Origin of the sequence: Arenimonas oryziterrae DSM 21050 = YC6267 (assembly GCF_000420545.1) — a bacterium.
Taxonomy (GTDB): domain Bacteria; phylum Pseudomonadota; class Gammaproteobacteria; order Xanthomonadales; family Xanthomonadaceae; genus Arenimonas; species Arenimonas oryziterrae.
The window spans coordinates 166,807-186,536 of sequence record NZ_ATVD01000001.1 but is presented as its reverse complement, the minus strand read 5'-3'; the positions used below and the strand labels follow the sequence as shown (position 1 = coordinate 186,536).

General features: G+C 64.6%; 18 protein-coding genes. 16 read left to right on the top strand and 2 right to left on the bottom strand.

Translation table 11 applies throughout. The features are described 5' to 3' along the window. The first annotated feature begins 5 nt into the window (after positions 1 to 5). Positions 6 to 815 (top strand): alpha/beta hydrolase, encoded by an 810-nt coding sequence (locus G467_RS0100835; RefSeq protein ID WP_022967840.1) that lies wholly within the window; start codon positions 6 to 8, stop codon positions 813 to 815. Between the two features lie 19 nt (positions 816 to 834). On the opposite strand, the gene G467_RS0100830 is transcribed toward G467_RS0100835, so the two are convergent. After that, entirely contained in the window at positions 835 to 2,865 is a 2,031-nt protein-coding gene (locus tag G467_RS0100830; protein WP_022967839.1) for a 3-hydroxyacyl-CoA dehydrogenase NAD-binding domain-containing protein, read from the bottom strand. 149 nt (positions 2,866 to 3,014) lie between these two features. On the opposite strand from G467_RS0100830, the gene rpoE reads away from it, so the two are divergent. The 12 genes from rpoE to recO all read left to right on the top strand — a co-directional run bounded on the left by rpoE (position 3,015) and on the right by recO (position 14,859). After that, on the top strand, positions 3,015 to 3,608 hold the full coding sequence (rpoE, locus tag G467_RS0100825) for an RNA polymerase sigma factor RpoE (RefSeq protein ID WP_022967838.1): 594 nt from the start codon (positions 3,015 to 3,017) through the stop codon (positions 3,606 to 3,608). Continuing rightward, positions 3,605 to 4,372 (top strand): sigma-E factor negative regulatory protein, encoded by a 768-nt coding sequence (locus G467_RS0100820; RefSeq protein WP_022967837.1) that lies wholly within the window; start codon positions 3,605 to 3,607, stop codon positions 4,370 to 4,372. The genes rpoE and G467_RS0100820 overlap by 4 nt, the downstream gene beginning before the upstream one ends. Beyond that, entirely contained in the window at positions 4,369 to 5,373 is a 1,005-nt protein-coding gene (locus G467_RS0100815) for a MucB/RseB C-terminal domain-containing protein (protein ID WP_022967836.1), read from the top strand. The genes G467_RS0100820 and G467_RS0100815 overlap by 4 nt, the downstream gene beginning before the upstream one ends. Before the next feature lie 255 nt (positions 5,374 to 5,628). Next, positions 5,629 to 6,606 (top strand): hypothetical protein, encoded by a 978-nt coding sequence (locus tag G467_RS0100810; RefSeq protein WP_022967835.1) that lies wholly within the window; start codon positions 5,629 to 5,631, stop codon positions 6,604 to 6,606. 92 nt (positions 6,607 to 6,698) lie between these two features. Continuing rightward, positions 6,699 to 7,667, top strand: coding sequence for an outer membrane beta-barrel protein (locus G467_RS0100805; protein ID WP_022967834.1), 969 nt, complete (start codon positions 6,699 to 6,701; stop codon positions 7,665 to 7,667). Between the two features lie 192 nt (positions 7,668 to 7,859). After that, complete coding sequence (locus tag G467_RS0100800) at positions 7,860 to 9,398, top strand: Do family serine endopeptidase (protein ID WP_022967833.1); 1,539 nt, start codon at positions 7,860 to 7,862, stop codon at positions 9,396 to 9,398. Between the two features lie 109 nt (positions 9,399 to 9,507). Continuing rightward, entirely contained in the window at positions 9,508 to 11,301 is a 1,794-nt protein-coding gene (lepA, locus tag G467_RS0100795) for a translation elongation factor 4 (RefSeq protein WP_022967832.1), read from the top strand. A gap of 30 nt (positions 11,302 to 11,331) precedes the next feature. Beyond that, complete coding sequence (gene lepB / locus G467_RS0100790; protein WP_022967831.1) at positions 11,332 to 12,150, top strand: signal peptidase I; 819 nt, start codon at positions 11,332 to 11,334, stop codon at positions 12,148 to 12,150. Between the two features lie 33 nt (positions 12,151 to 12,183). Further along, positions 12,184 to 12,540, top strand: coding sequence for a DUF4845 domain-containing protein (locus G467_RS0100785; protein ID WP_022967830.1), 357 nt, complete (start codon positions 12,184 to 12,186; stop codon positions 12,538 to 12,540). Positions 12,541 to 12,544: 4 nt separating this feature from the next. Further along, the gene (gene rnc, locus G467_RS0100780; protein WP_022967829.1) at positions 12,545 to 13,204 is read left to right on the top strand and encodes a ribonuclease III; all 660 of its coding nucleotides are present in this window, start codon (positions 12,545 to 12,547) and stop codon (positions 13,202 to 13,204) included. Next, entirely contained in the window at positions 13,201 to 14,094 is an 894-nt protein-coding gene (gene era, locus G467_RS0100775; protein WP_022967828.1) for a GTPase Era, read from the top strand. The genes rnc and era overlap by 4 nt, the downstream gene beginning before the upstream one ends. 42 nt (positions 14,095 to 14,136) lie before the next feature. Next, positions 14,137 to 14,859, top strand: a complete 723-nt coding sequence (recO, locus tag G467_RS0100770; protein ID WP_022967827.1) for a DNA repair protein RecO — start codon at positions 14,137 to 14,139, stop codon at positions 14,857 to 14,859. Here recO and G467_RS14910 read toward each other — a convergent pair. Further along, entirely contained in the window at positions 14,837 to 15,559 is a 723-nt protein-coding gene (locus G467_RS14910; RefSeq protein ID WP_162140738.1) for a response regulator, read from the bottom strand. The two genes, recO and G467_RS14910, sit on opposite strands and share 23 nt — an antisense overlap. A gap of 59 nt (positions 15,560 to 15,618) precedes the next feature. Here G467_RS14910 and G467_RS0100760 point away from each other — a divergent pair, with 59 nt between their 5' ends. From G467_RS0100760 to rlmD, 3 genes are all read left to right on the top strand, one after another. Next, a complete protein-coding gene (locus tag G467_RS0100760) occupies positions 15,619 to 17,643 on the top strand; it encodes a translocation/assembly module TamB domain-containing protein (RefSeq protein ID WP_022967825.1) in 2,025 nt (674 codons plus the stop codon). A 10-nt stretch (positions 17,644 to 17,653) separates the two neighbouring features. Continuing rightward, positions 17,654 to 18,277, top strand: coding sequence for a YdbL family probable chaperone protein (locus tag G467_RS0100755; RefSeq protein WP_022967824.1), 624 nt, complete (start codon positions 17,654 to 17,656; stop codon positions 18,275 to 18,277). A 101-nt stretch (positions 18,278 to 18,378) separates the two neighbouring features. After that, positions 18,379 to 19,698, top strand: coding sequence for a 23S rRNA (uracil(1939)-C(5))-methyltransferase RlmD (gene rlmD, locus G467_RS0100750; protein WP_022967823.1), 1,320 nt, complete (start codon positions 18,379 to 18,381; stop codon positions 19,696 to 19,698). Positions 19,699 to 19,730 lie beyond the last annotated feature (32 nt).

Below are 19,730 nucleotides of genomic sequence, written 5' to 3'. Positions count from 1 at the left end.
ATCCGATGAGCGAAGCCGAGGTGACCACGCGTTCGGTCGTGTGGATGCTGCTGCGCCGCTTGCTGATCATCGTGCTGGTGATCGCGGTGCTGCTGTACCTGGCGTTGGCGGGGTTGCTGTACTCGAAGCAGCGTTCGCTGCTGTATTTCCCGACGCGCGCCGCTGCCGTCGAAGCGCCCTCGTTCTCGGTGACGTCGAATGGCCTGACCCTGCACGGCTGGGCCGTCAATCCGGGAAAGCCACGCGCCCTGCTGTATTTCGGCGGCAACGGCGAAGCGGTGGAGCGCAATGCGGATTTTTTCCGCAGCACGCTGCCGGAGATCACCGTGTATTTGATTCCGTATCGGGGCTATAGCGGCAACCCGGGCATGCCGACGGAAAAGGATTTGTACGCCGATGCGCTGATCGAGTTCGACCGGATTCGCGTCGATCATGCCCAGGTCGTGGTCATGGGCCGGAGTCTGGGCTCAGGCGTGGCGACGTATGTCGCGGCGCATCGTCCGGTTCATCGCCTGGTGCTGGTCACGCCTTACGACAGCATCGCCAAGGTCGCGCAGGGCAAGTACCCGCTGTTTCCGATCGGACTGTTGCTGAAGGACAAGTACGAATCCTGGCGGCGGGCGCCCGCCCTGGCGATGCCGACCCTCGTCCTGATCGCAGCGAAGGATCGGGTGATTCCGCGCGGAAATTCCGATGCGCTGGTCGCCAGTTTCACGCAGCGGCCCGAGGTCGTCGTGGTGCCCGAAGCCGGGCACAACGACATCTCGGCCCAGGCCGACTATTCGTCGGCTCTGGAAGCATTTCTCGCCGACTAGACGTCGGCGATGCGCCTGACTACAGCGCGTCCCAGCCCTGGCGTGGCTTGAAGCGATCGCCGTAGCGCACGCTCAGTTCTTCGAGTCGCGACTTGAGCTTCGCGGCACCGACGGATTTCACGTACGCGATCGGGCCGCCACGGAAAGGCGCGAAACCGGTGCCGAAAATCACGCCGGCATCGAGCAGGTCCGCATCGGCGACGACGCCGTCATGCAGACAGGACACGGCTTCGTTGATCAGCGGCAGGATCAGGCGCTCTTCGAGATCGGAAGGAGCCTGGTAGCCGGCCGGAACCTCGGGTTTCACCGCGCGGCCGTTCTCCCATTTGTACAGGCCCTGGCCGTCTTTCTTGCCGCGCTTGCCCGGCTCGACCTTGAATGCATCGGGCAGTGTCTGGCCATGGAAGTCGGCCATGATGCGGCCGACGCTGGCGGCGACGTCCAGACCGACGGTGTCGACCAGTTCGATCGGACCCATCGGCATGCCGAACTTCAGCGCCGCCTTGTCGATGACGGCGCCGGGAATGCCTTCGCTGAACGCGATGATCGCTTCCTGCATGTACGGCGCGAGGATGCGGTTGACCAGGAAACCCGGCGTACCGGCGACCGGCACCGGCAACTTATCGATCGCGCGGCAGAAGGCGGCGAGGCGACGCTCGACTTCCGGCGCCATGAAATCGTGCTTGACGATTTCCACCAGCGGCATCAGTGCGACCGGATTGAAATAGTGCAGGCCGGCGAACTGCGATTGTTTCTTCAGGTTCGCGCGCAGGTCGGTCAGCGGGATCGAGCTGGTGTTGGAGACCAGCAGCGCATCGGGCTTCATCTCTTCTTCGAGCTTGGCGTAGAGCGCGCGTTTGGCGTCGAGATTCTCGAAGATCGCTTCAATGACCAGGTCGGCCTTGGCCACGCCGGTGCCCTCGACGTCGGCGACCAGACGCGCCGCCGTTGCCGCGCGCTTGGCCTCGTTCTTGACCTTCTTCTCAAACAGCTTCTCGGCGCGGTCCATCGCCGGCTGCACGTACTGCATCTCCCGGTCCTGCAAGGTCACGTCGAAACCACGCAGGGCGCACCAGGCCGCGATGTCGCCGCCCATCACGCCGGCGCCGATGACGTGCACGTGCGTGATGCCGTGTTCCTTTCCGCCCAGACCCTTGAGGCGGTCCATCAGGAAGAAAATGCGCACGAGGTTGTGCGCGGTCGGCGTCTGCGACAGCTTCACCACCGATTTCGCTTCCGCCTTCAGCGCGGCATGGATCGGCTGGCCGCCCGTGCGTTGCCAGGTCGTGATCAGGGCGTAGGGAGCGGGGTAGTGCTCCTTGCGGGCTTTGCGGGCCGTTGCCTTGGTGATCTGCGGCGCGAGAATCTGGCGCGCCAGCCAGGTGTTCGTCGCCCAGGCCAGGAAGCGCTGTTTGAGCGGGCGTTTTGCACCGCGCTGCAGGAGACCGAGCGCGGTTTCCAGCAACATCGAGGGTTCGACGACCTTGTCGACCAGGCCCATGGCGCGCGCCGACGTTGCCGACAGGGCGCGGCCCGTGAGCATCAGGTCGAACGCCGCAGGCGCACCGATCAGACGCGGCAGGCGCACGCTGCCGCCCCAGCCCGGATAGATGCCCAGTTTGATTTCGGGCAGGCCGATGCGCGTTTTCTCGTCATTGCTGGCGACGCGATAGCGGCAGGCCAGCGCGATTTCGGTACCGCCGCCCATGCAATGGCCGTGGATCGCGGCGACGGTGGGGCAGCGCAACTCCGCGAGGCGCTGGAAAATCAGCTGGCCGCGGCGGATCCAGTCTTCGGTCTGGCCTTTCGCGGCGATCGCTTCGAAGCCCTTGATGTCGGCGCCGGGAATGAAGCCCGCGGCCTTGCCCGAACGGATCACGACGCCCTTCGGCAGATCCAGGGCGATGCGTTCGAGCATCGAATCGAGCTCGTCGATGACGCTGCGCGAGAGCGCATTCACGTTTTCGTCGGCGCGATCGAGCGTGAGGATCAGAAACCCGTCGGGGCGGCGCTCGGGTTTCCAGTGGGCAAGGCGAAGACCGTCGAACATGGCGGTTCCATACGTCAGGGTAGGGTGGGATGGCCGTATCATCGGGGCAGGGTGTGGCGCGGTCAACGAGTTTGCACGAGCCCCTGAACTTTTTCCCGAGACCACGGTCTTTCGAGCGGCCCCGTCGGCTGCATGGAGTAGCGGCCCTGATGGGCGAGAACGAACTGGACCTGGAACTGGTCAAGCGTGTACAGCGTGGCGAGAAGTCGGCTTTCGATCTGCTGGTGCGCAAGTACCAGCACCGGATCGGCGCCGTCATCGGTCGCTTCGTGCCCGACTATGCCGAGAGCCAGGACATCGCGCAGGAAAGTTTCATCCGCGCCTATCGCGCGATCGGCAATTTCCGCGGCGACAGCCAGTTCTACACCTGGCTCTACAGGATTGCCGTGAATACCGCCAAGAACCACCTCGTCGCCATGAAACGCCGCCCCCCCACCTCGGATATCGAGGCGGACGAGGCCGAACACTTCACCGGTGCCCAGCGCCTGCACGACCACGACACGCCGGAGCACGAAATGCTTCGCCAGGAAATCGCCCGCGAAGTCAGCGACACCGTCGCCGAACTTCCCGAAGAACTTCGCCAGGCGATCACCCTGCGCGAAATGGATGGCCTGAGTTACGAAGAGATCGCCGAGACGATGGATTGCCCCATCGGCACCGTGCGCTCGCGAATTTTCCGCGCCCGCGAGGCGATTGACGCCCGCTTGCGCCCCTTGATGGACAGCGAACGAGTACGCCCATGACAACCCTCGACCAAACACTCCGCGAACAGCTCAGTGCCTACATGGATGGCGAGCTGACAGCCGACGAGGCCCGTTTCCTCGAGCGGCGCCTGGCGAACGAGCCGCCCTTGCGCGCGCTCTGGGAGCGCATGCAGGTCGCGTCTTCCTGCCTGAAAGGGCAGCCACTGCGACCGATGCGCGCAACCTTGCCGGACGACATCGCGGCTGCGCTCGCCGTCGAAGCGGCGCCGTCGCGTCGGGCCTGGCGACCGCTCATCGCATGGGCGGTGGCGGCCTCGGTCGGATTGCTCGCGCTTGCCCTTGTGCCGCAATGGCTGGGAGCGCCCGCAACGCCGGCGACCGTGCCGGTCGCCGATGTCCAAGTGCCGGTCGTGCCGGCGCTGCCCGTCAATGCCACGCCTGCGTCTGCGGATCTGGTCGCGGTCGATAGCACTGACGCGACCTCGTCGGGCGCCACCGTCGAGGTTCCGGTTGCAACCGATCGCGGCACCCCGGCGCCGCCGACCTCGTCGGCCCCAGTGGTTGCGAGCACGGGCGGACAGTCGCCTGCGGACTTCCCGTTGGTCGAAGCGGCCGGCAGCAAGGCCTGGCCGCGCTCGCCGTTGTCCGGCGCGAGCAATGATCCCGCGCTCGAGGCCTATCTCGTCCGCCACAACCAGATGATGAGCGATGACGGCCTCAGCGGATTCGTCCCTTACGTCGATGTGGTCGCTAACGATCCCAACGCCGCCAATCAGGATGACAACGGAGACGCGAAGCAGTGAAGCCCCGCCTGCTCGCCCTCTTGATGGCCGCAAGTCTGACTCAGCCCGCCTGGGCGGACGAACCCTCGGCGCCGGCGCGCTGGTATCAGGACGCGAAGTCCTGGGTCACCGGCCTGTGGGGCAAGGGGGCCGAAGACTGGTTGCAGCGCATCGGACCGGCCCTGACCGAACAGAATTACCAGGGCACCCTGGTCATGGTGTCCGGCGCGCACATGGAAACCCTCGGAATCTTCCACGCCTTCGAGGGCGGCATCGAGCGCATGCGCCTGGTCGCGCTGACCGGCCCGCGACGGGAAGTGATCCAGGATGACAAGCTCGTGATGTGCATCGGCACGGGCTTGGGGCCGGTGGGCTACGACGCCGATACTGGCGGTCGCTGGAATCCCGCCGAGCAATTCGCCATGGCGGCCAGTCTCGACGGCTACCGGGCCAAGCTCGGCTCGGTGGGGCGTGTCGCCAATCGCGATGCGCAGATCATCGATATCCAGGCTCGCGACAACTGGCGTTACGGACACCGGCTCTGGCTGGACAAGGAAACCGCCTTGCCACTGCGCATGGCGCTGATGGGCGAAAACGGCCAGCCGCTGGAGCAGATGGTCTTCACCGACCTGCAATTGGGGGTCGTTCCCGATCCGATCGACCTGCGCCCCTCGACCGAGCAGGGCCTGCGTCGTATCCAGACTCTGAGCCCAGGCAAGGACTCGGATCCGGGCTGGCGCGTTGTTGCTCCGCCCCCGGGCTTCGCCCTGCGAGCCGGTCGCCGGCTCGGCGATTCGGTCCAGCTTCTTTACAGCGACGGGCTCGCCAGTGTGTCGGTCTACATCGAGCCCATGCCCGCCAATCAGGCCGGTCAGTCGGCGATGCGGCGCGGCGCCGTGAACGCCCATTCGGTCTGGCAGGGCGGTCGCCGCGTGGTGGCCATCGGCAAAGTCCCGGCCCAGACCGCGGAATACTTTGCCCGCAACGTCCAGGCGGCCCCCGGCATCAAGACCGGCGGCTGAGCCTCTCGCCGGCGCCGGCCTTCGGCCGTGCTGGTCATTTCCTAGTCAATTCAATGGTTTTCGACCGTCGCACCCGGGTTGGACCCCTCGGGACGGGCGGTTTTGTGCAAAATTGGGCTAAATCTGCGCTGAACCAGTAGGAATTTGGTCCCGGCCGCGTTAATGTCCTGTCATTCGCAAATATTCCGTTAATTCGCCACGGTGCCCCCGTACGAGGGGCGTTACTTCGTTCGACGATCCAGAGGATTTGCCAAGATGAAGACTGCTACCCAGAAAAACGCCATCCGTCGCCTCCAGCTTGCCAGCGCGGTCGGCTTGTCCCTTCTCGCTTCCACGGCGATGGCCGGTCCGAAGTTCTACGGTAGCGTCGAGTTCGGACGCTTGAGCTCGAACTCGGGCGGCGATGTCGTTTTTTCTTACGACAACGGTCAGCCGAGCTTCCCGGTGTCCCGTACCGATCTGGGCGACGGCAATATCCGTAACCTGAAACTCGGCTTCCAGTTGAGCTCGCCGCTGTTCATTGAATTCAGCCAGACCAATTCCCACCTCGACCAGAGCGCGATCTCTGGCCCTGGCGTCGCCAACACCGCCGGCCCCTGCGATATCTCCCCGACGCTCGGCTTGTTCAACGATTGCTTCAACCGCGCGGAAATCACGCGTCGCTATACCTCGCGCAATCAGGATCTGATCGCCGGCTGGAATTTCGACCTGACGCCGGCCATCAAGCTCAGCCCGTACGCTGGCATGCGCCGCATGAAGTACAACGAGCGCCGTCTCGTCGAATACCGCTACATTCCCGGTTTCAACGACAGCGTCACCGACTTCACGTCTTTCAGCGACATCGGCTGGGTCGCCGGTGCCCGCTACGAGCAGAACTTCACCCACTTCTTCATCTCGGGCGAGCTGCAGTACGCACACGCGAGCGACGATCGCACCCGCGGCATCCGCGATCACCGCTTCCACATGAATGACGGCGCCACCGTCGATGACGCCGAGGTTTTCATCACCGAGCGCCGCGGCGTGAACAACCGTATGTTCCGCCTCGGCATCGGCAAGCGCTTCCTGTTCGGCGGCCAGCAGGCCAAGGTGACTTTGGGTTACCAGGAAGCCTATGCCAATGGCCTGGATACGCGTATCACCAACAACAATGACTATGCCCCCAATGCTTTGGGCAGCAACAATGCTTCCGCCAAGGCGCGTGGCATCTTCGTGAACTTCGGCATCAACAACTAATTTCTGGCGCCGACCAGGGGGAGGAAGGGCGGAGACATCCGCCCTTTTTCTTGAATGATCCAAAAAATACGAAACCAAGGATATTTGCTCCGATGATCAACCATAAGAAACTGACCCTTAGCGTTTTCGCTGCTCTTGGCCTGAGCCTCGCCGCTTCGTCGGCATCCGCCGCCAATTCGCACTTCTACGGCAGCCTCGAAGCCGGCGTGCAGAACGCGGACGACTCCGCGATCCCGTTCTCGATGGACTACCCGTCGCTGCGCACGCGCACCACGGACTACGGTTCGGGCCGCAACGTGGGCCTGACCCTGGGCTATCGTTTCGACAATCCGCTCTTCATCGAGCTGAGCGTGTCGCGTGACTCGCTGACCAACACGACCGTCCAGACCGATACGCGCGCCATTCCGGCGCCGCCCTGCGGCGTGCCGTTCGAAGCCGCGATCCCGTACTGCCTGGCCAGCGCCAGCTTGGCTACCCGCGTCGACCACAACAACGTCGACCTCGTTGCCGGTTGGGGTTTCAAGGCGACCGAGACCGTGACTTTCAGCCCGTATGCCGGCGTGCGCCGCATGAAGCTGCAGGACGAGCGCAAGATCAACAATGTGCCGCTGGGCGCACCGTTCACCGACCGGGGCGTCGACATCTCGTCCTTCAATGAATACGGTTTCCTCATCGGCGTTCGCTACGACCAGGAATTCAAGTCGTTCTACCTGACCGGCGACCTGCAGCACGCCCAGGCGAGCGGTGATCGCGTCCGCGGCTACCACTCGGCCCTGGTCGACAACACCGGCGCGACCCTGATCGCGGTGGATCACGGCATCACCGAGGACATCAGCGTCCGCCAGCAAGCGCTGAGCTTCGGCATCGGCCACCGCTTCGTGTTCGGCGGCCAGCCGGCGACGATCAACCTGAGCTACCAGGTTCAGCGCGGCAACGGCTACGACACCCGCATCGACACCATCGCGCCGTCGATGGCCGCCTCGTTCGGCGGCAACCGTGGCGTGCGCAACGAGTCGGTGACCACGCAGGGCTTCATGCTCAGCTTCGGCATCAACAACTGATCCGATTCGCATCAGTGACGAAACGAGGGGCGGAGCGATCCGCCCCTTTTTTTGCCCGGCGTCCGGGACTCGCCGGCCCTGGGCCGGCGCGACGGGCGGGAACTTAGCGCACAACACCTAGTCGAAGGACGAGCTCGCCCCTGGGGCTGGCTGCTACCCTCAAATTCCATCGGACTGCGAACGAACGACGCCATGAAATCCCTGTCCCGATTTGCCCTCCTGATTCCCACCTTCGCCTTGGCCGGTCTCGTTTTTGCCGAGTTCCAGGGCCCCGCTCAGGCCACGGCCCTCGCATCGAAACCGACTGCCCCGGCCATGCAGGCCCTGGCCGCGAGCACGGATGCCCCGCTGGTCAACCTCCCGGACTTCTCCCGTCTTGTCGAGCAAGCCGGTCCTGCCGTCGTGAACATCGAAGCCCTCGTGGGTGGCGGCCGTCGCGCCGCCGCCACGGCGCCCGATGAAAACGAGGAGGCGCCCGCCAATCCGGAAGACATGCCCGAATTCTTCAAGCGCTTCTTCGGCCAGCCCGGCGGTCCCGGCATGCCGGGACCCGCACCGGACTCGCCGCGACGCGGCACCTCGTTCGGCAGCGGCTTCATCATTTCTGCCGACGGCTACGTGCTGACCAACCACCACGTCGTCGACGGTGCTAGCGAAGTCATCGTGCACCTGGTTGATCGGCGCGAACTGAAAGCGCGCATCGTCGGCAGCGATCCGATGTCCGACGTGGCCCTGCTCAAGGTCGAGGCCAGCGGCCTGCCGGTGCTGCACATCAGCGACTCGCGCAATCTCAAGCCCGGTCAATGGGTGCTCGCGATCGGGTCGCCTTTCGGCTTTGACCACTCGGTCACTGCAGGCGTCGTCAGCGGTCTGGGTCGTCCCAGCATCGACGGCAGCCAGCAGTACGTTCCCTTCATCCAGACCGACGTCGCGATCAACCGCGGCAATTCCGGCGGTCCGCTGCTCAACACGCGCGGCGAAGTCGTCGGCATCAACTCGCAGATCTTCAGCAATTCCGGCGGCTACATGGGCGTGAGCTTCGCCATTCCGATCGAAGTTGCGATGAATGCGGTGCAGCAACTCAAGGCCAGCGGCAAGGTCACACGCGGCCAGCTCGGCGTGGGAATCGGCGATGTCGGCCGCGAGCAGCTGTCCGAGTTGGGCCTGAGCCGCACGGGCGGCGCCTATGTCGGTTCGGTCGCGAACAACAGTGCGGCCGCGCGCGCGGGCATCCGTCCGGGCGACGTGATCATCGCTTTCAACGGTAAGGAAATCGGCAACGCGTCCGAGCTGCCTCCGCTCGTCGGCGCGATGGCCCCCGGCAGCCGAGCCAGCGTCAAACTGATCCGCGACGGCAAGCCCGTGGATCTGGTGGTCGTGTTGACGGCCCTGGATGCGGCGGTCGCCGGTCCGGAGAAACCGCAGATGCCTGGCGGCAGCGGCCCGGACGTCAATGCGCTGGGCCTCGTGGTCGGCCCGGTCGATGCGCCGACACGCGGCAAGCTGGGTCTGGGGGCGGGCGAAGGTGTGAAGATCGGTCGCGTGGCCAGTCTGGCGGCGCGGCAGGCGGGCCTGAGCCCCGGAGACGTGATCCTGCAGGTCGGCAAGACCCCGGTCGGCAGTCCGTCCGATTTCGATGCGGCCCTGAAAGGGGCGAAGACCGGAGATCGCGTACGTCTGCTTGTCCGCAATGCCGAAAGCACCGGCTTGGCGACGGTAGTCGTGCCTTAAGGCGTCTAGTCGTCAGCGTCCCGGGCCGGCCTGTTCAGGGCGGGTCGCGCCCCGGGACGCTGTGCGATAATGGCGCGTTTACATATCAAGACGGCCCCGCGCCGCCCCCATGCAGCTCATTCGCAATTTTTCCATCATCGCCCACGTCGATCACGGCAAGTCCACGCTGGCCGATCGCATCATCCAGCTTTGCGGCGGCCTCGAGGCGCGCGAGATGGAAGCCCAGGTGCTTGACTCCAATCCCATCGAGCGCGAGCGCGGCATCACCATCAAGGCCCAGTCCGTGTCGTTGCCGTACACCGCGCGCGACGGCAAGACCTATCAGTTGAATTTCATCGATACCCCCGGACACGTCGACTTCAGCTACGAAGTCTCGCGCTCGCTGGCAGCCTGCGAAGGCGCCTTGCTGGTCGTGGACGCCGCGCAGGGCGTCGAGGCGCAGTCGGTGGCCAATTGCTACACGGCGGTGGAGCAGGGCCTGGAAGTGGTTCCGGTCCTCAACAAGATCGATCTGCCGACCGCGGACATCGAGAAAGTCAAAGCCGAGATCGAAGCGGTCATCGGCATCCATGCCGACGATGCCGTGGCGATCAGTGCCAAGACCGGTCTGAACGTCATCGAAGTGCTCGAAGCGATCGTCAAGCGCATTCCGCCGCCGACGCCGCGCGGCAGCGACCAGTTGCAGGCGCTGATCATCGACTCCTGGTTCGACAATTATCTCGGCGTGGTCTCGCTGGTGCGCGTGATGCAGGGCGAGATCAAGCCCGGCGACAAAATCCTGGTCATGTCGACCGGTCGCTGGCACCTCGTGGACGACGTCGGCGTGTTCACGCCCAAACGCAAGTCCCTGGCCAAGCTCGGTGCCGGCGAAGTGGGCTGGATCAATGCCTCGATCAAGGACGTGCACGGCGCGCCGGTCGGCGACACCCTGACCCTGCTGGCCAATCCGGCCAGCGAACCCTTGCCCGGTTTCCAGAAAATGCAGTCGCGCGTGTTCGCGGGCCTGTTCCCGGTCGATGCCGAGGACTATCCGGCGCTGCGCGAGGCTCTGGAAAAGCTCAAGCTCAACGACGCCGCGCTGAACTTCGAGCCGGAAAGCTCCGAGGCGATGGGCTTCGGCTTCCGCTGCGGCTTCCTGGGCATGCTGCACATGGAAATCGTGCAGGAGCGTCTGGAGCGCGAGTACAACCTCAACCTGATCACTACGGCGCCGACGGTGATCTATGAGGTGCTGACGACGGACGGCGCGGTCCTGCCGCTGGATAATCCGGCGAAATTGCCGCCGGTGAACAAGATCCAGGAAATTCGCGAGCCGATCATCCTCGCCACCATCCTCACGCCGCCCGAATACGTCGGCAACATCATCACCCTGTGCGAGGAAAAGCGCGGCGCGCAGCAGGGCATCAACTACATGGGCAGCCAGGTTCAGATCAGCTACGAGCTGCCGATGGCGGAAGTCGTGCTGGATTTCTTCGACCGCCTCAAGTCTGTCTCACGCGGCTACGCCTCGCTCGACTACCACTTCCTGCGCTTCGACGCCGGTCCGTTCGTGCGCGTGGACGTGCTGATCAACGGCGACCGCGTGGACGCGATGTCGATGATCCTGCATCGCGCGCACGCCGACCGTCGCGGTCGTGATCTGTGCGAAAAGATGAAGGACCTGATTCCGCGCCAGATGTTCGACGTCGCCATCCAGGCGGCGGTCGGTGCGCAGATCATTTCCCGTTCGACCGTCAAGGCCATGCGCAAGAACGTGCTGGCCAAGTGCTACGGCGGTGATGCGACTCGAAAGAAGAAGCTCCTCGAGAAGCAGAAAGAAGGCAAGAAGCGCATGAAACAGTTCGGCAAGGTCGAGATTCCCCAGGAAGCTTTCCTTGCCGTGCTGCAGCAAGACAACAAATAACCCGACCGATCCCTGCAAGGACCGTACCCCGTGAAATTTGATTTCGCCCTGATCCTGACCGTGCTGTCCGCCGTGACCGGCGTGATCTGGCTGGTGGACCGCCTGTTCTTCGCCAAGAGCCGCAACCTGATGGTGAAGGAAGGCGAAGACATGATCGAACCGGTCATCGTCGACTACGCGCGATCGCTGTTCCCGGTGCTGTTCTTCGTGCTGGTGCTGCGCTCGTTCATCGCCGAGCCGTTCCGGATCCCGTCCGGCTCCATGATGCCGACCCTGCTGCAGGGCGATTTCATCCTGGTGAACAAGTTCAGCTACGGCCTGCGCCTGCCCGTGCTCAACACCAAGGTTGTCCCGCTGGGCGAGCCCAAGCGCGGCGACGTCATCGTCTTCCGCTATCCCGGCCGCTCCGAGACCGATCCGGAGAAGGGCGTGGACTACATCAAGCGCGTGATCGGCCTGCCCGGCGACACGATCTCGGTCAACGACGACCAGGTCACCATCAACGGCCAGGCCGTGGCATACGCCCCCGAGGGCGTCTTCGTGGGGACTGGCGCATCCATGGAAATGACCGGGTCGCCGATCAACAAGGAACTCCTGCCCGGTCGCGAGCACGTCATCCTCGACCAGCCCGGCAGCCCCTTCCCCCCGGGGGAGTGGACTGTCGAGCCCGGCCACTACTTCGTCATGGGCGACAACCGCGACCACAGCGCCGACAGCCGCGACTGGGGCCTGGTCCCCGAGGCCAACCTGGTCGGGCGGGCGATGGTCATCTGGCTCAATTGCGACAGCCCCGGCTCGCTCTGCGGCGATGGTTTCGATTACACGCGGATTGGCGATACCATCCGGTAACCGGCACTTCCACATCCACCCAGGGGATAGGTCATGGACAAGAAACAACAGGGTATGACGCTGATCGGCTTCATCATGGTCCTGCTCGTGGTCTGCGTTTTCGCCGCGGTCGGCATGAAGCTGGTGCCCATCTACAGCGAGTACATGAGCGTGAAGTCCGCGATGAACAGCGTCGCGAAGGAAGGCGTCGGCAACAAGGACATCGGCGATATCCAGGTGATGCTGCAGCGTCGTTTCGACATCGACTACGTCACTTCGATCAATGCCAAGCAGCTGCGTTTCGCGCCGGGCGCCGGCACCAAGAAGCTGAACATGAACTACGAAGTGCGCACGCCGTTCGTCTACAACGTCGACTTCGTGGTCAAGTTCGATTACAGCGTAGAACTTTGATTCGGTGCCAGCAGAATTCGGCCATCAATTCCTGAAGCCCGAGTTGCTGCGCCAGGCGCTGCGTCATCGCAGCGCCGGAGTTCCCAACAACGAACGCCTCGAGTTCCTCGGCGATGCGCTGGTCAACCTGATCGTCGCCGAAGCGCTGCACGCGCGCTGGCCCAAGGCCGACGAAGGGGCGCTGACCCGCGCCCGCGCCAGTCTGGTGCGCGAATCCGCGCTGGCCAGCATCGCCCGGGCCCATGGCTTGGGCGAACAGATCGAGCTCGGCATGGGCGAGATGAAGACCGGCGGTCACCGGCGCGACTCCATTCTCGCAGACGCCCTGGAAGCGCTGGTCGGCGCCATCCATCTCGACGCCGGCTTCGAAACCTGCAGGAAAGTCGTCCTGCCCTGGTTCGATGCCATGCTGGCCGAATTGCCGGCGGGCAAGGTGGACAAGGACCCGAAGACCCGTTTGCAGGAATGGCTGCAGGCGCGCCAGCGTGAGCGACCGAATTATTCCCTGATCGAGACCCTCGGTCAGGAACACGAGCGTGTGTTCCGTGTCCGCTGCACCGTTGCCGAACCGGCGCTGTCGGCCGAAGCGGAAGGCAGCTCGCTTCGCGCGGCCGAACAGGCTGCCGCGGAACTGGTGTTGGGCCAACTCGAGACGAACAAATGAACACTCCCTACCGTGCCGGCACCATCGCGGTCGTCGGTCGTCCTAATGTCGGCAAGTCGACCCTGATCAACGGCCTGGTCGGCGCCAAGGTCAGCATCGTGTCGCCGCGACCGCAGACCACGCGCCATCGTCTGCTCGGCATCGCCACGTTCCCGGAAGGCCAGTTGATGCTGGTCGATACGCCGGGCATCCATGGCAAGCAGAAGAACGCCATGAATCGCTATATGAACCGTGCTGCCCGCGGCGCTGTGTCGGACGTCGATGCGGCCGTGCTCGTCGTCGAGGCCGGGCGCTGGTTCGACGATGATGCGCTGGCCTATGCCGCGCTCAAGGAATCGGGCGTGCCTTGCGTGCTGGTCGTGAACAAGGTCGACAAGATCGTCGACAAGGGCAGCCTGCTGCCTTTCATCGCCGAGGTCACCCGCGAGCGCGAATTTGCCGCCGTCCATCCGATTTCGGCGTCCAAGCGCAAAGGCACCGACGCATTGGTCAAGACCCTGATCGGAATGATGCCCGAGTCCGAGCCGCACTATGCCGATGATGAGATCACCGACAAGAGCGAGCGCTTTCTCGCCGGCGAGCTGGTCCGCGAGCAGCTGATGCTGCGTCTGGGCGAGGAGCTGCCTTATGCGGCGACGGTGGAAATCGAGAAATTCGAAGTCGACGGCGAGATGCTGCGTATCGCGGCCGTGATCTGGGTCGAACGCGAAAGCCAGAAGCCCATCGTCATCGGCAAGGGCGGCGAGCGCATGAAAGCGATTTCGACCGGTGCCCGCATGGGCATGGAGAGATTGTTCGATCGCAAGGTGTTCCTGGAAACCTGGTGCCGCGTTCGCGAGGGCTGGTCGGACGACGAGGCTGCGTTGAGCCGGTTCGGCTACACGGACTGAGATGCGTCCCGGTCCAGCCGTCGACCCCCGAAACTAGCTTCCGTGCGCGTCGACGCCCAACCGGCCTTCGTCCTGCATGCGCGTGCCTGGCGCGAAACCAGCTTGCTGGTCGAACTGCTCACGCGCGATCACGGCCGCGTCGGTGTCGTGGCACGCGGACTGACGCACGCCAAGCGCCACCCGCTGCGTGCCTGCCTGCAGCCTCTGCAATCGATCCGCATCGACTACATGCCTCGCGGCGAACTCGCCCGCCTTCTGCATGCCGAAGCGAGCGACGCCGCGCCGTTGCTCACCGGCGACACCTTGATGGCGGCGTTCTACATCAATGAGCTCCTGCTCAAGCTGACGCCGCGAAACGATCCGCTCACGACCGTCTACGAGCTCTACGCGCGCGTGCGCGACGAACTGCGCCTTCACGATTCGCTGGGCTGGACGCTGCGGCGCTTCGAGCGCGACCTGCTCGATGTCCTGGGCTACGGACTGCCCTGGGGCACGACGGCCGACGGCGAAGCTCTGGATCCGTCGGCGCGCTACCGGCTCGATCCGGAGCATGGTCCGATCCGCGACCCGCGTCGCGGCATCGACAGTGTCACTGGGGCGGCTTTGCTGGCCCTGGCCGAGGACCGGTTCCCGGGCAACGATCTGTTGCCGGAACTGCGTCAGGCGCTGCGCGACGTGCTCGCCTCGCATCTCGGTCCACAGGGCTTGCGTTCCTGGGGTCTGCTCGGCGAGTTGGCGCGCATCAAGCCTCGCGATCGCCCGTAACCTCGATGGTCGCCAGCTGATCGGCGACCGCGAACTCGAACAGTCGCCGTTGCGCGCCGTCGAGCGGCGATCGCGACAGGGCTTCGACGGCGGCAAGCAGGCGCGTCGCACCCACGAAGCCGCAGCCGGCCTTGAGCTGATGCAGAACGGCCCGCGCGGCATCGGCGTCGTTGGCCGCGCAGGCGGCCAGCACCTCTTCGCTCTGGTGCGGCAGTTCGTCGAGAAACAGCGCGCGCAGCGCCTGCAGGGATTCCCGACGACCGCCCAGCGCGGCGAGTGCGCGCTGCTCGTCCCAAACCGGCAATTTTCCTGTGGCGGGTGTTGCCGGGAACGCCGTCGTCCCCGTCAGTGCGCGCTGCACTGCCGCATGCAAGGCGGCGATGGCGATGGGCTTTTGCAGGACCTCCAGAAAGCCTGCGGCACATAGCTGGTCGAAGCCGTCGCGGTGCAGTTCGGCCGTGATCGCAAGCGCGGGAACGCCGGGGGAGAGATGCTGCAGCGCCGTCAGGGCGTCAACGCCGTCACCATCGGGAAGATGCGCATCAATCAGCCACAGGTCATGGGGCCGGTCGAGGACGAGATCGCTAGCCCTCGCGATGGTCTCGGCGGCATCGACGCGCGCGGGCAAGGCCGCCAGCGCATCGGTCAGAAAGGCGCGGCTTACGGCATCGTCTTCGAGTAGTAGCAAGCGCAGGTTCATGGGTTCCATCGTCTGATGCATGCCTCACGGTGGCCAGCCAAACCGACTATCCTTCGAGCATGCGGACAACGCACTGGATCATCAAGCTGCTCTGGCTCTCCGCCCTGTGCGCGGCCGCCGGCGCGCAGGCGAAGGAACTCGAAGCGCGTATTGCGAAATTGAGCACGGGCGCCGGATCGCTGCAGGGCGTGCAGTTGTCTCTGGACTGGCCCGATGGCGGCACTACCGGCACGATGCGCTTGCGCGCGCAGAGCCTGGATTTTCCGACGCTTTCCTATCGCGCGCGCAATGTCGACTGGCAGTGTCCGCTGGCGCGCACGGCGGCCGGCGGGTGGCGGTGCGTCGGCCCGGTGCGGGCCAACGGCTCCGGCGGCTTTCCCTTGGCGCTCGATATTTCCGCGGGCGCCACGCTGGCCGACTTGCGCATAGGCAAGAGCCGGATCCAGTACCAGGCGCTGGCGGCCGCGCCGGATCGTTCGCGGGTCTTGGTGGAAAAGATTCCCGTCGATTGGCTCAAGGCCTACCTGGCCAGCCTGTGGGCGGAGGGTCGCTGGACCCAGGGAAGCTTGAGCGGGCAGGTGGATGTGCTTACGCCCAAGGCCGGCCCCTTCGAGGTGCGTACGGACCTGACCGTCGACGCGCTCGGCCTGGAAACACCGACCGGTTGGCTGGCGGCAGCGGGCCTGAAAGGGCGGTTGCTGGTCGACTATCGGGATCTTGCCGGAAAGCAGTCGGTCGACACGCGACTGACCCTGCGCGGCGGCGAGTTCCTCGCGCAGAACTTCTATGCCCAGCTACCGTCGACGCCCGTCGACATTCGCGTGCTGGCTGAACACCAGGGCACCGCGCCATGGCGTCTGCCGGTGCTCAGTTGGCAGGACCCCGGCGTGTTCGAAGCCAGCGGCAAAGCGACGCTCGCCAAGGACGCCTCGATTTCGGATCTCGATCTCGCGCTGGACATGGGCAACCTCACGATCGCGCGCGACCGGTATCTGAGCGGATTTCTGGCGCCCGCCGGTTTTCCCGAGCTGCTGCTGACCGGAAAAGTGGTCGCCGGACTGCAATTGCGCGGCGGCGAACTCGACGCGATGCAGGCGAACTTTTCCGGCGTCAATGCGATCGACGACAAGGCGCGTTTCACCATCGCCGGCGTCGACGGCGAATTGCGCTGGAATGGCGGTGCCTCGCCGGTGCAAAGCCGATTCGGGTGGAGCAGCGGTGCGCTCTACGGCATCGGTCTGGGGCAGGCGAAGTTCGCTTTCACCAGCAAGGACGGCGAATTGCGCCTCGATTCGCCCGTGGCGATGGAAATGCTCGAAGGCAGGATCACGCTCGATCACATGCGCTGGCAGGCTCCGAAAGGCGAAATCGGCGCGCGCTTCCAGTTCGGTCTCGGCATGCAGCAATTGGATCTGGGCAGTCTGTCGCAGCGCCTGGGCTGGCCGCCGTTCACCGGTACCATCGGCGGCAAGATTCCATCGGCGCGCTATGCCGATAGCATCCTCACGCTCGACGGCGGTTTGCGCATGGACGTGTTCGGCGGCAGCGTGACGCTGGCCGATCTGGTCATGGAACGGCCTTTGGGCATCGCGCCGACGCTGTCGGCGGACGTGGAACTGCAGGACATGGACCTGGAGCCGATGACCAAGGCCTTCGATTTCGGTTCCATGACGGGTCGACTGGACGGGCACATCAACCAGTTGCGCCTGGTCGACTGGTCGCCGGTCGCCTTCGACGCGTATTTCGAAACCGACCGCTCGTTCAAGGGCAAGCGCCGTTTGAGCCAGCGCGCGGTCAAGGACATCACCAATGTCGGCGGTGGCGGCCTGGTGGCAGGTTTGCAGGCGCAGGTGCTGCAGATATTCGACGACTTTGGCTACGAGCGGCTGGGTATCGGCTGCAAGCTCAAGGACAACGTCTGCCAGATGACAGGCCTGGGTTCAGCCGGCGACGGCTATATCATCGTCGCAGGGTCGGGCCTGCCGCGAATTCAGGTGGTAGGCTTTCGTCGTCGGGTCGATTGGCCGACGTTGGTTTCGCGCCTGGAAGCGGCGACGGAAGGCCAGACCCCGGTCATTCAATAAGGAGAGTGGTATGCGCAAGTCGATGTCCCGGTTGTTGGCCGGTCCCTGCCTGGTTGCCGGCGCGCTGATTCTGGCTTCCTGCGTGACCATCAATGTCTACTTCCCGGCCGCCGAGGCGCAGGAAGCGGCGAAGGAATTCGTCGACAAGGTCATCGGCGACGAGGGTGCGCCCGCCCAGCAGCCGCCACCGAAGCCCGAAGGCAGCAACCCCTCGGCTTGGCAGCGTCCGCGCTTCGATCCGATGTCGCTGTTCATCAGCAGCGCGCAGGCAGCCGATACGGTCGATATCACGATCCGCACGCCAGCGATCCAGGCGATCCAGGACCGCATGGCTGAGCGCTTCCAGAGCTCGCTGGAGACACAGTTCGACTCCGGTGCGCTGGGCTTCGGCAAAGACGGTCTGGTCGTCGTGCGCGATGCCAGCAAGATCGCGCTCAAGGACCGCGTGTCGGTGAATCAGTTCGTCGCCGACGACAATCGCGACCGCAAGGCGGTCTATCGCGAGATCGCCGTCGCCAACGGCCATCCCGAGTGGGAAGACCAGATTCGCCAGACGTTCGCCAAGCAGTGGGTGTCCAGCGCTCACCGCGGCTGGTGGTACCAGTCCTCGGACGGTGTCTGGAAGCAGAAATAACTCGACCTGACGGTATCCGGCCTGCGTCGGGACGGTAGAAAACGAGCCTTGGGGCCGCGGATTTGCGACAATCCGCGGCCCTTTCTTTTGTGTTCCCGCCCGTGGCCCGATCCCGTACCAAACTCCACCGCGAATTCGAGATCGAAGTCGACGGCCTCAGTCATGACGGGCGCGGCGTCGGTCGTCAGGAAGGCAAGGCCGTGTTCATCACGGGCGCCCTGCCCGGCGAGACCGTGCGCGTCAAACAGACCGGCCGCAACCGCCATTTCGACGAAGCCGAAACGCTGGAAGTGCTGGTCGCGTCGCCCGATCGCGTCGCGCCGCGCTGCGCGCATTTTGGTGTCTGTGCCGGCTGTGTGCTGCAGCATCTGGCCGAGCCAAAACAGATCGAGGCCAAGCAACGGGTGTTGATGGACAATCTCACGCGCATCGGTCACGTCGAACCCTCGCGCGTGCTGGCGCCGCTGAGCGATGCGGCCTGGGGCTACCGCCGCAAGGGCCGATTTTCAGTACGTTTCGTCGAGAAGAAGGAACGAACGGTCGTCGGTTTTCGCGAAACGAATCCGCGTTTCGTCGCTGAGCTCGCGCATTGCCATACGCTGATTCCGGCCCTGGGCGAAAAGATTCCGGACATCGCCGCCCTGGTCGATGCGCTGGATGGCAAACGCACGATTCCGCAGATTGAGTTCATTACCGGCGGCGGCCCGATCGCCCTGGTGTTCCGGCACCTGGAGCCTCTTGGCGAGTCGGATCGCCAGCGCCTGGTCGATTTCGCCAAGGCCAGCGGCTTCGCGATATTCCTGCAACCTGGCGGCATCGATACCGTGCGCGCGCTGTGGCCGGAATCGGTCGACTTGGCGTTCACGATTCCGGCCTTCGATTTGTCGTTGGCGTTTCGCCCGCTCGACTTCATCCAGGTCAACGACGGCCTCAACCAGAAAATGATCGCCAGTGCGCTCGACCTGCTCGATCCGCAGCCGACCGATCGCGTGTTGGACCTTTTCTGCGGTCTGGGTAACTTCACCTTGCCGCTCGCGCGTCGGGCGGGGCAGGTGATCGGCGTGGAAGGCGAGGCGGGGCTGGTGGCGCGTGCGCGGGAAAATGCCCAGCGCAATGGCTTGACCAACGTCGAGTTCCACGCGGCCGATCTGGCCAAGGATCTTTCCGGCGAGGCGTGGATGAAGCAGGGCGTCGACAAGCTCCTGCTGGATCCGCCGCGTGCGGGAGCGGCCGAAGTGCTCGCGCAGTTGCCGCTGAAGGGCATTCGCCGCATCGTTTACGTGTCTTGCCATCCCGCTTCTTTGGCGCGAGACGCAGGTTTTCTCGTGCGCGAGCGCGGCTATACGCTGAAGGCGGCGGGCGCGATGGACATGTTTCCGCACACTGCGCATGTCGAGTCGATTGCGCTGTTCGAAAAATGATCGGCGGCTTGCCGCGGCTCGGGCTGCGCCTA

Bases quoted from the DNA above. Each gene is read 5' to 3' on its own strand.
- G467_RS0100835 (WP_022967840.1), top strand. From the start codon at position 6: ATGAGCGAAGCCGAGGTGACCACGCGTTCGGTCGTGTGGATGCTGCTG.
- era (WP_022967828.1), top strand. From the start codon at position 13,201: ATGAACACTCCCTACCGTGCCGGCACCATCGCGGTCGTCGGTCGTCCT.
- G467_RS0100830 (WP_022967839.1), bottom strand. From the start codon at position 2,865: ATGTTCGACGGTCTTCGCCTTGCCCACTGGAAACCCGAGCGCCGCCCC.
- G467_RS14910 (WP_162140738.1), bottom strand. From the start codon at position 15,559: ATGAACCTGCGCTTGCTACTACTCGAAGACGATGCCGTAAGCCGCGCC.
- lepA (WP_022967832.1), top strand. From the start codon at position 9,508: ATGCAGCTCATTCGCAATTTTTCCATCATCGCCCACGTCGATCACGGC.
- G467_RS0100760 (WP_022967825.1), top strand. From the start codon at position 15,619: ATGCGGACAACGCACTGGATCATCAAGCTGCTCTGGCTCTCCGCCCTG.
- G467_RS0100800 (WP_022967833.1), top strand. From the start codon at position 7,860: ATGAAATCCCTGTCCCGATTTGCCCTCCTGATTCCCACCTTCGCCTTG.
- G467_RS0100820 (WP_022967837.1), top strand. From the start codon at position 3,605: ATGACAACCCTCGACCAAACACTCCGCGAACAGCTCAGTGCCTACATG.
- rpoE (WP_022967838.1), top strand. From the start codon at position 3,015: ATGGGCGAGAACGAACTGGACCTGGAACTGGTCAAGCGTGTACAGCGT.
- G467_RS0100755 (WP_022967824.1), top strand. From the start codon at position 17,654: ATGCGCAAGTCGATGTCCCGGTTGTTGGCCGGTCCCTGCCTGGTTGCC.
- G467_RS0100810 (WP_022967835.1), top strand. From the start codon at position 5,629: ATGAAGACTGCTACCCAGAAAAACGCCATCCGTCGCCTCCAGCTTGCC.
- G467_RS0100785 (WP_022967830.1), top strand. From the start codon at position 12,184: ATGGACAAGAAACAACAGGGTATGACGCTGATCGGCTTCATCATGGTC.
- G467_RS0100805 (WP_022967834.1), top strand. From the start codon at position 6,699: ATGATCAACCATAAGAAACTGACCCTTAGCGTTTTCGCTGCTCTTGGC.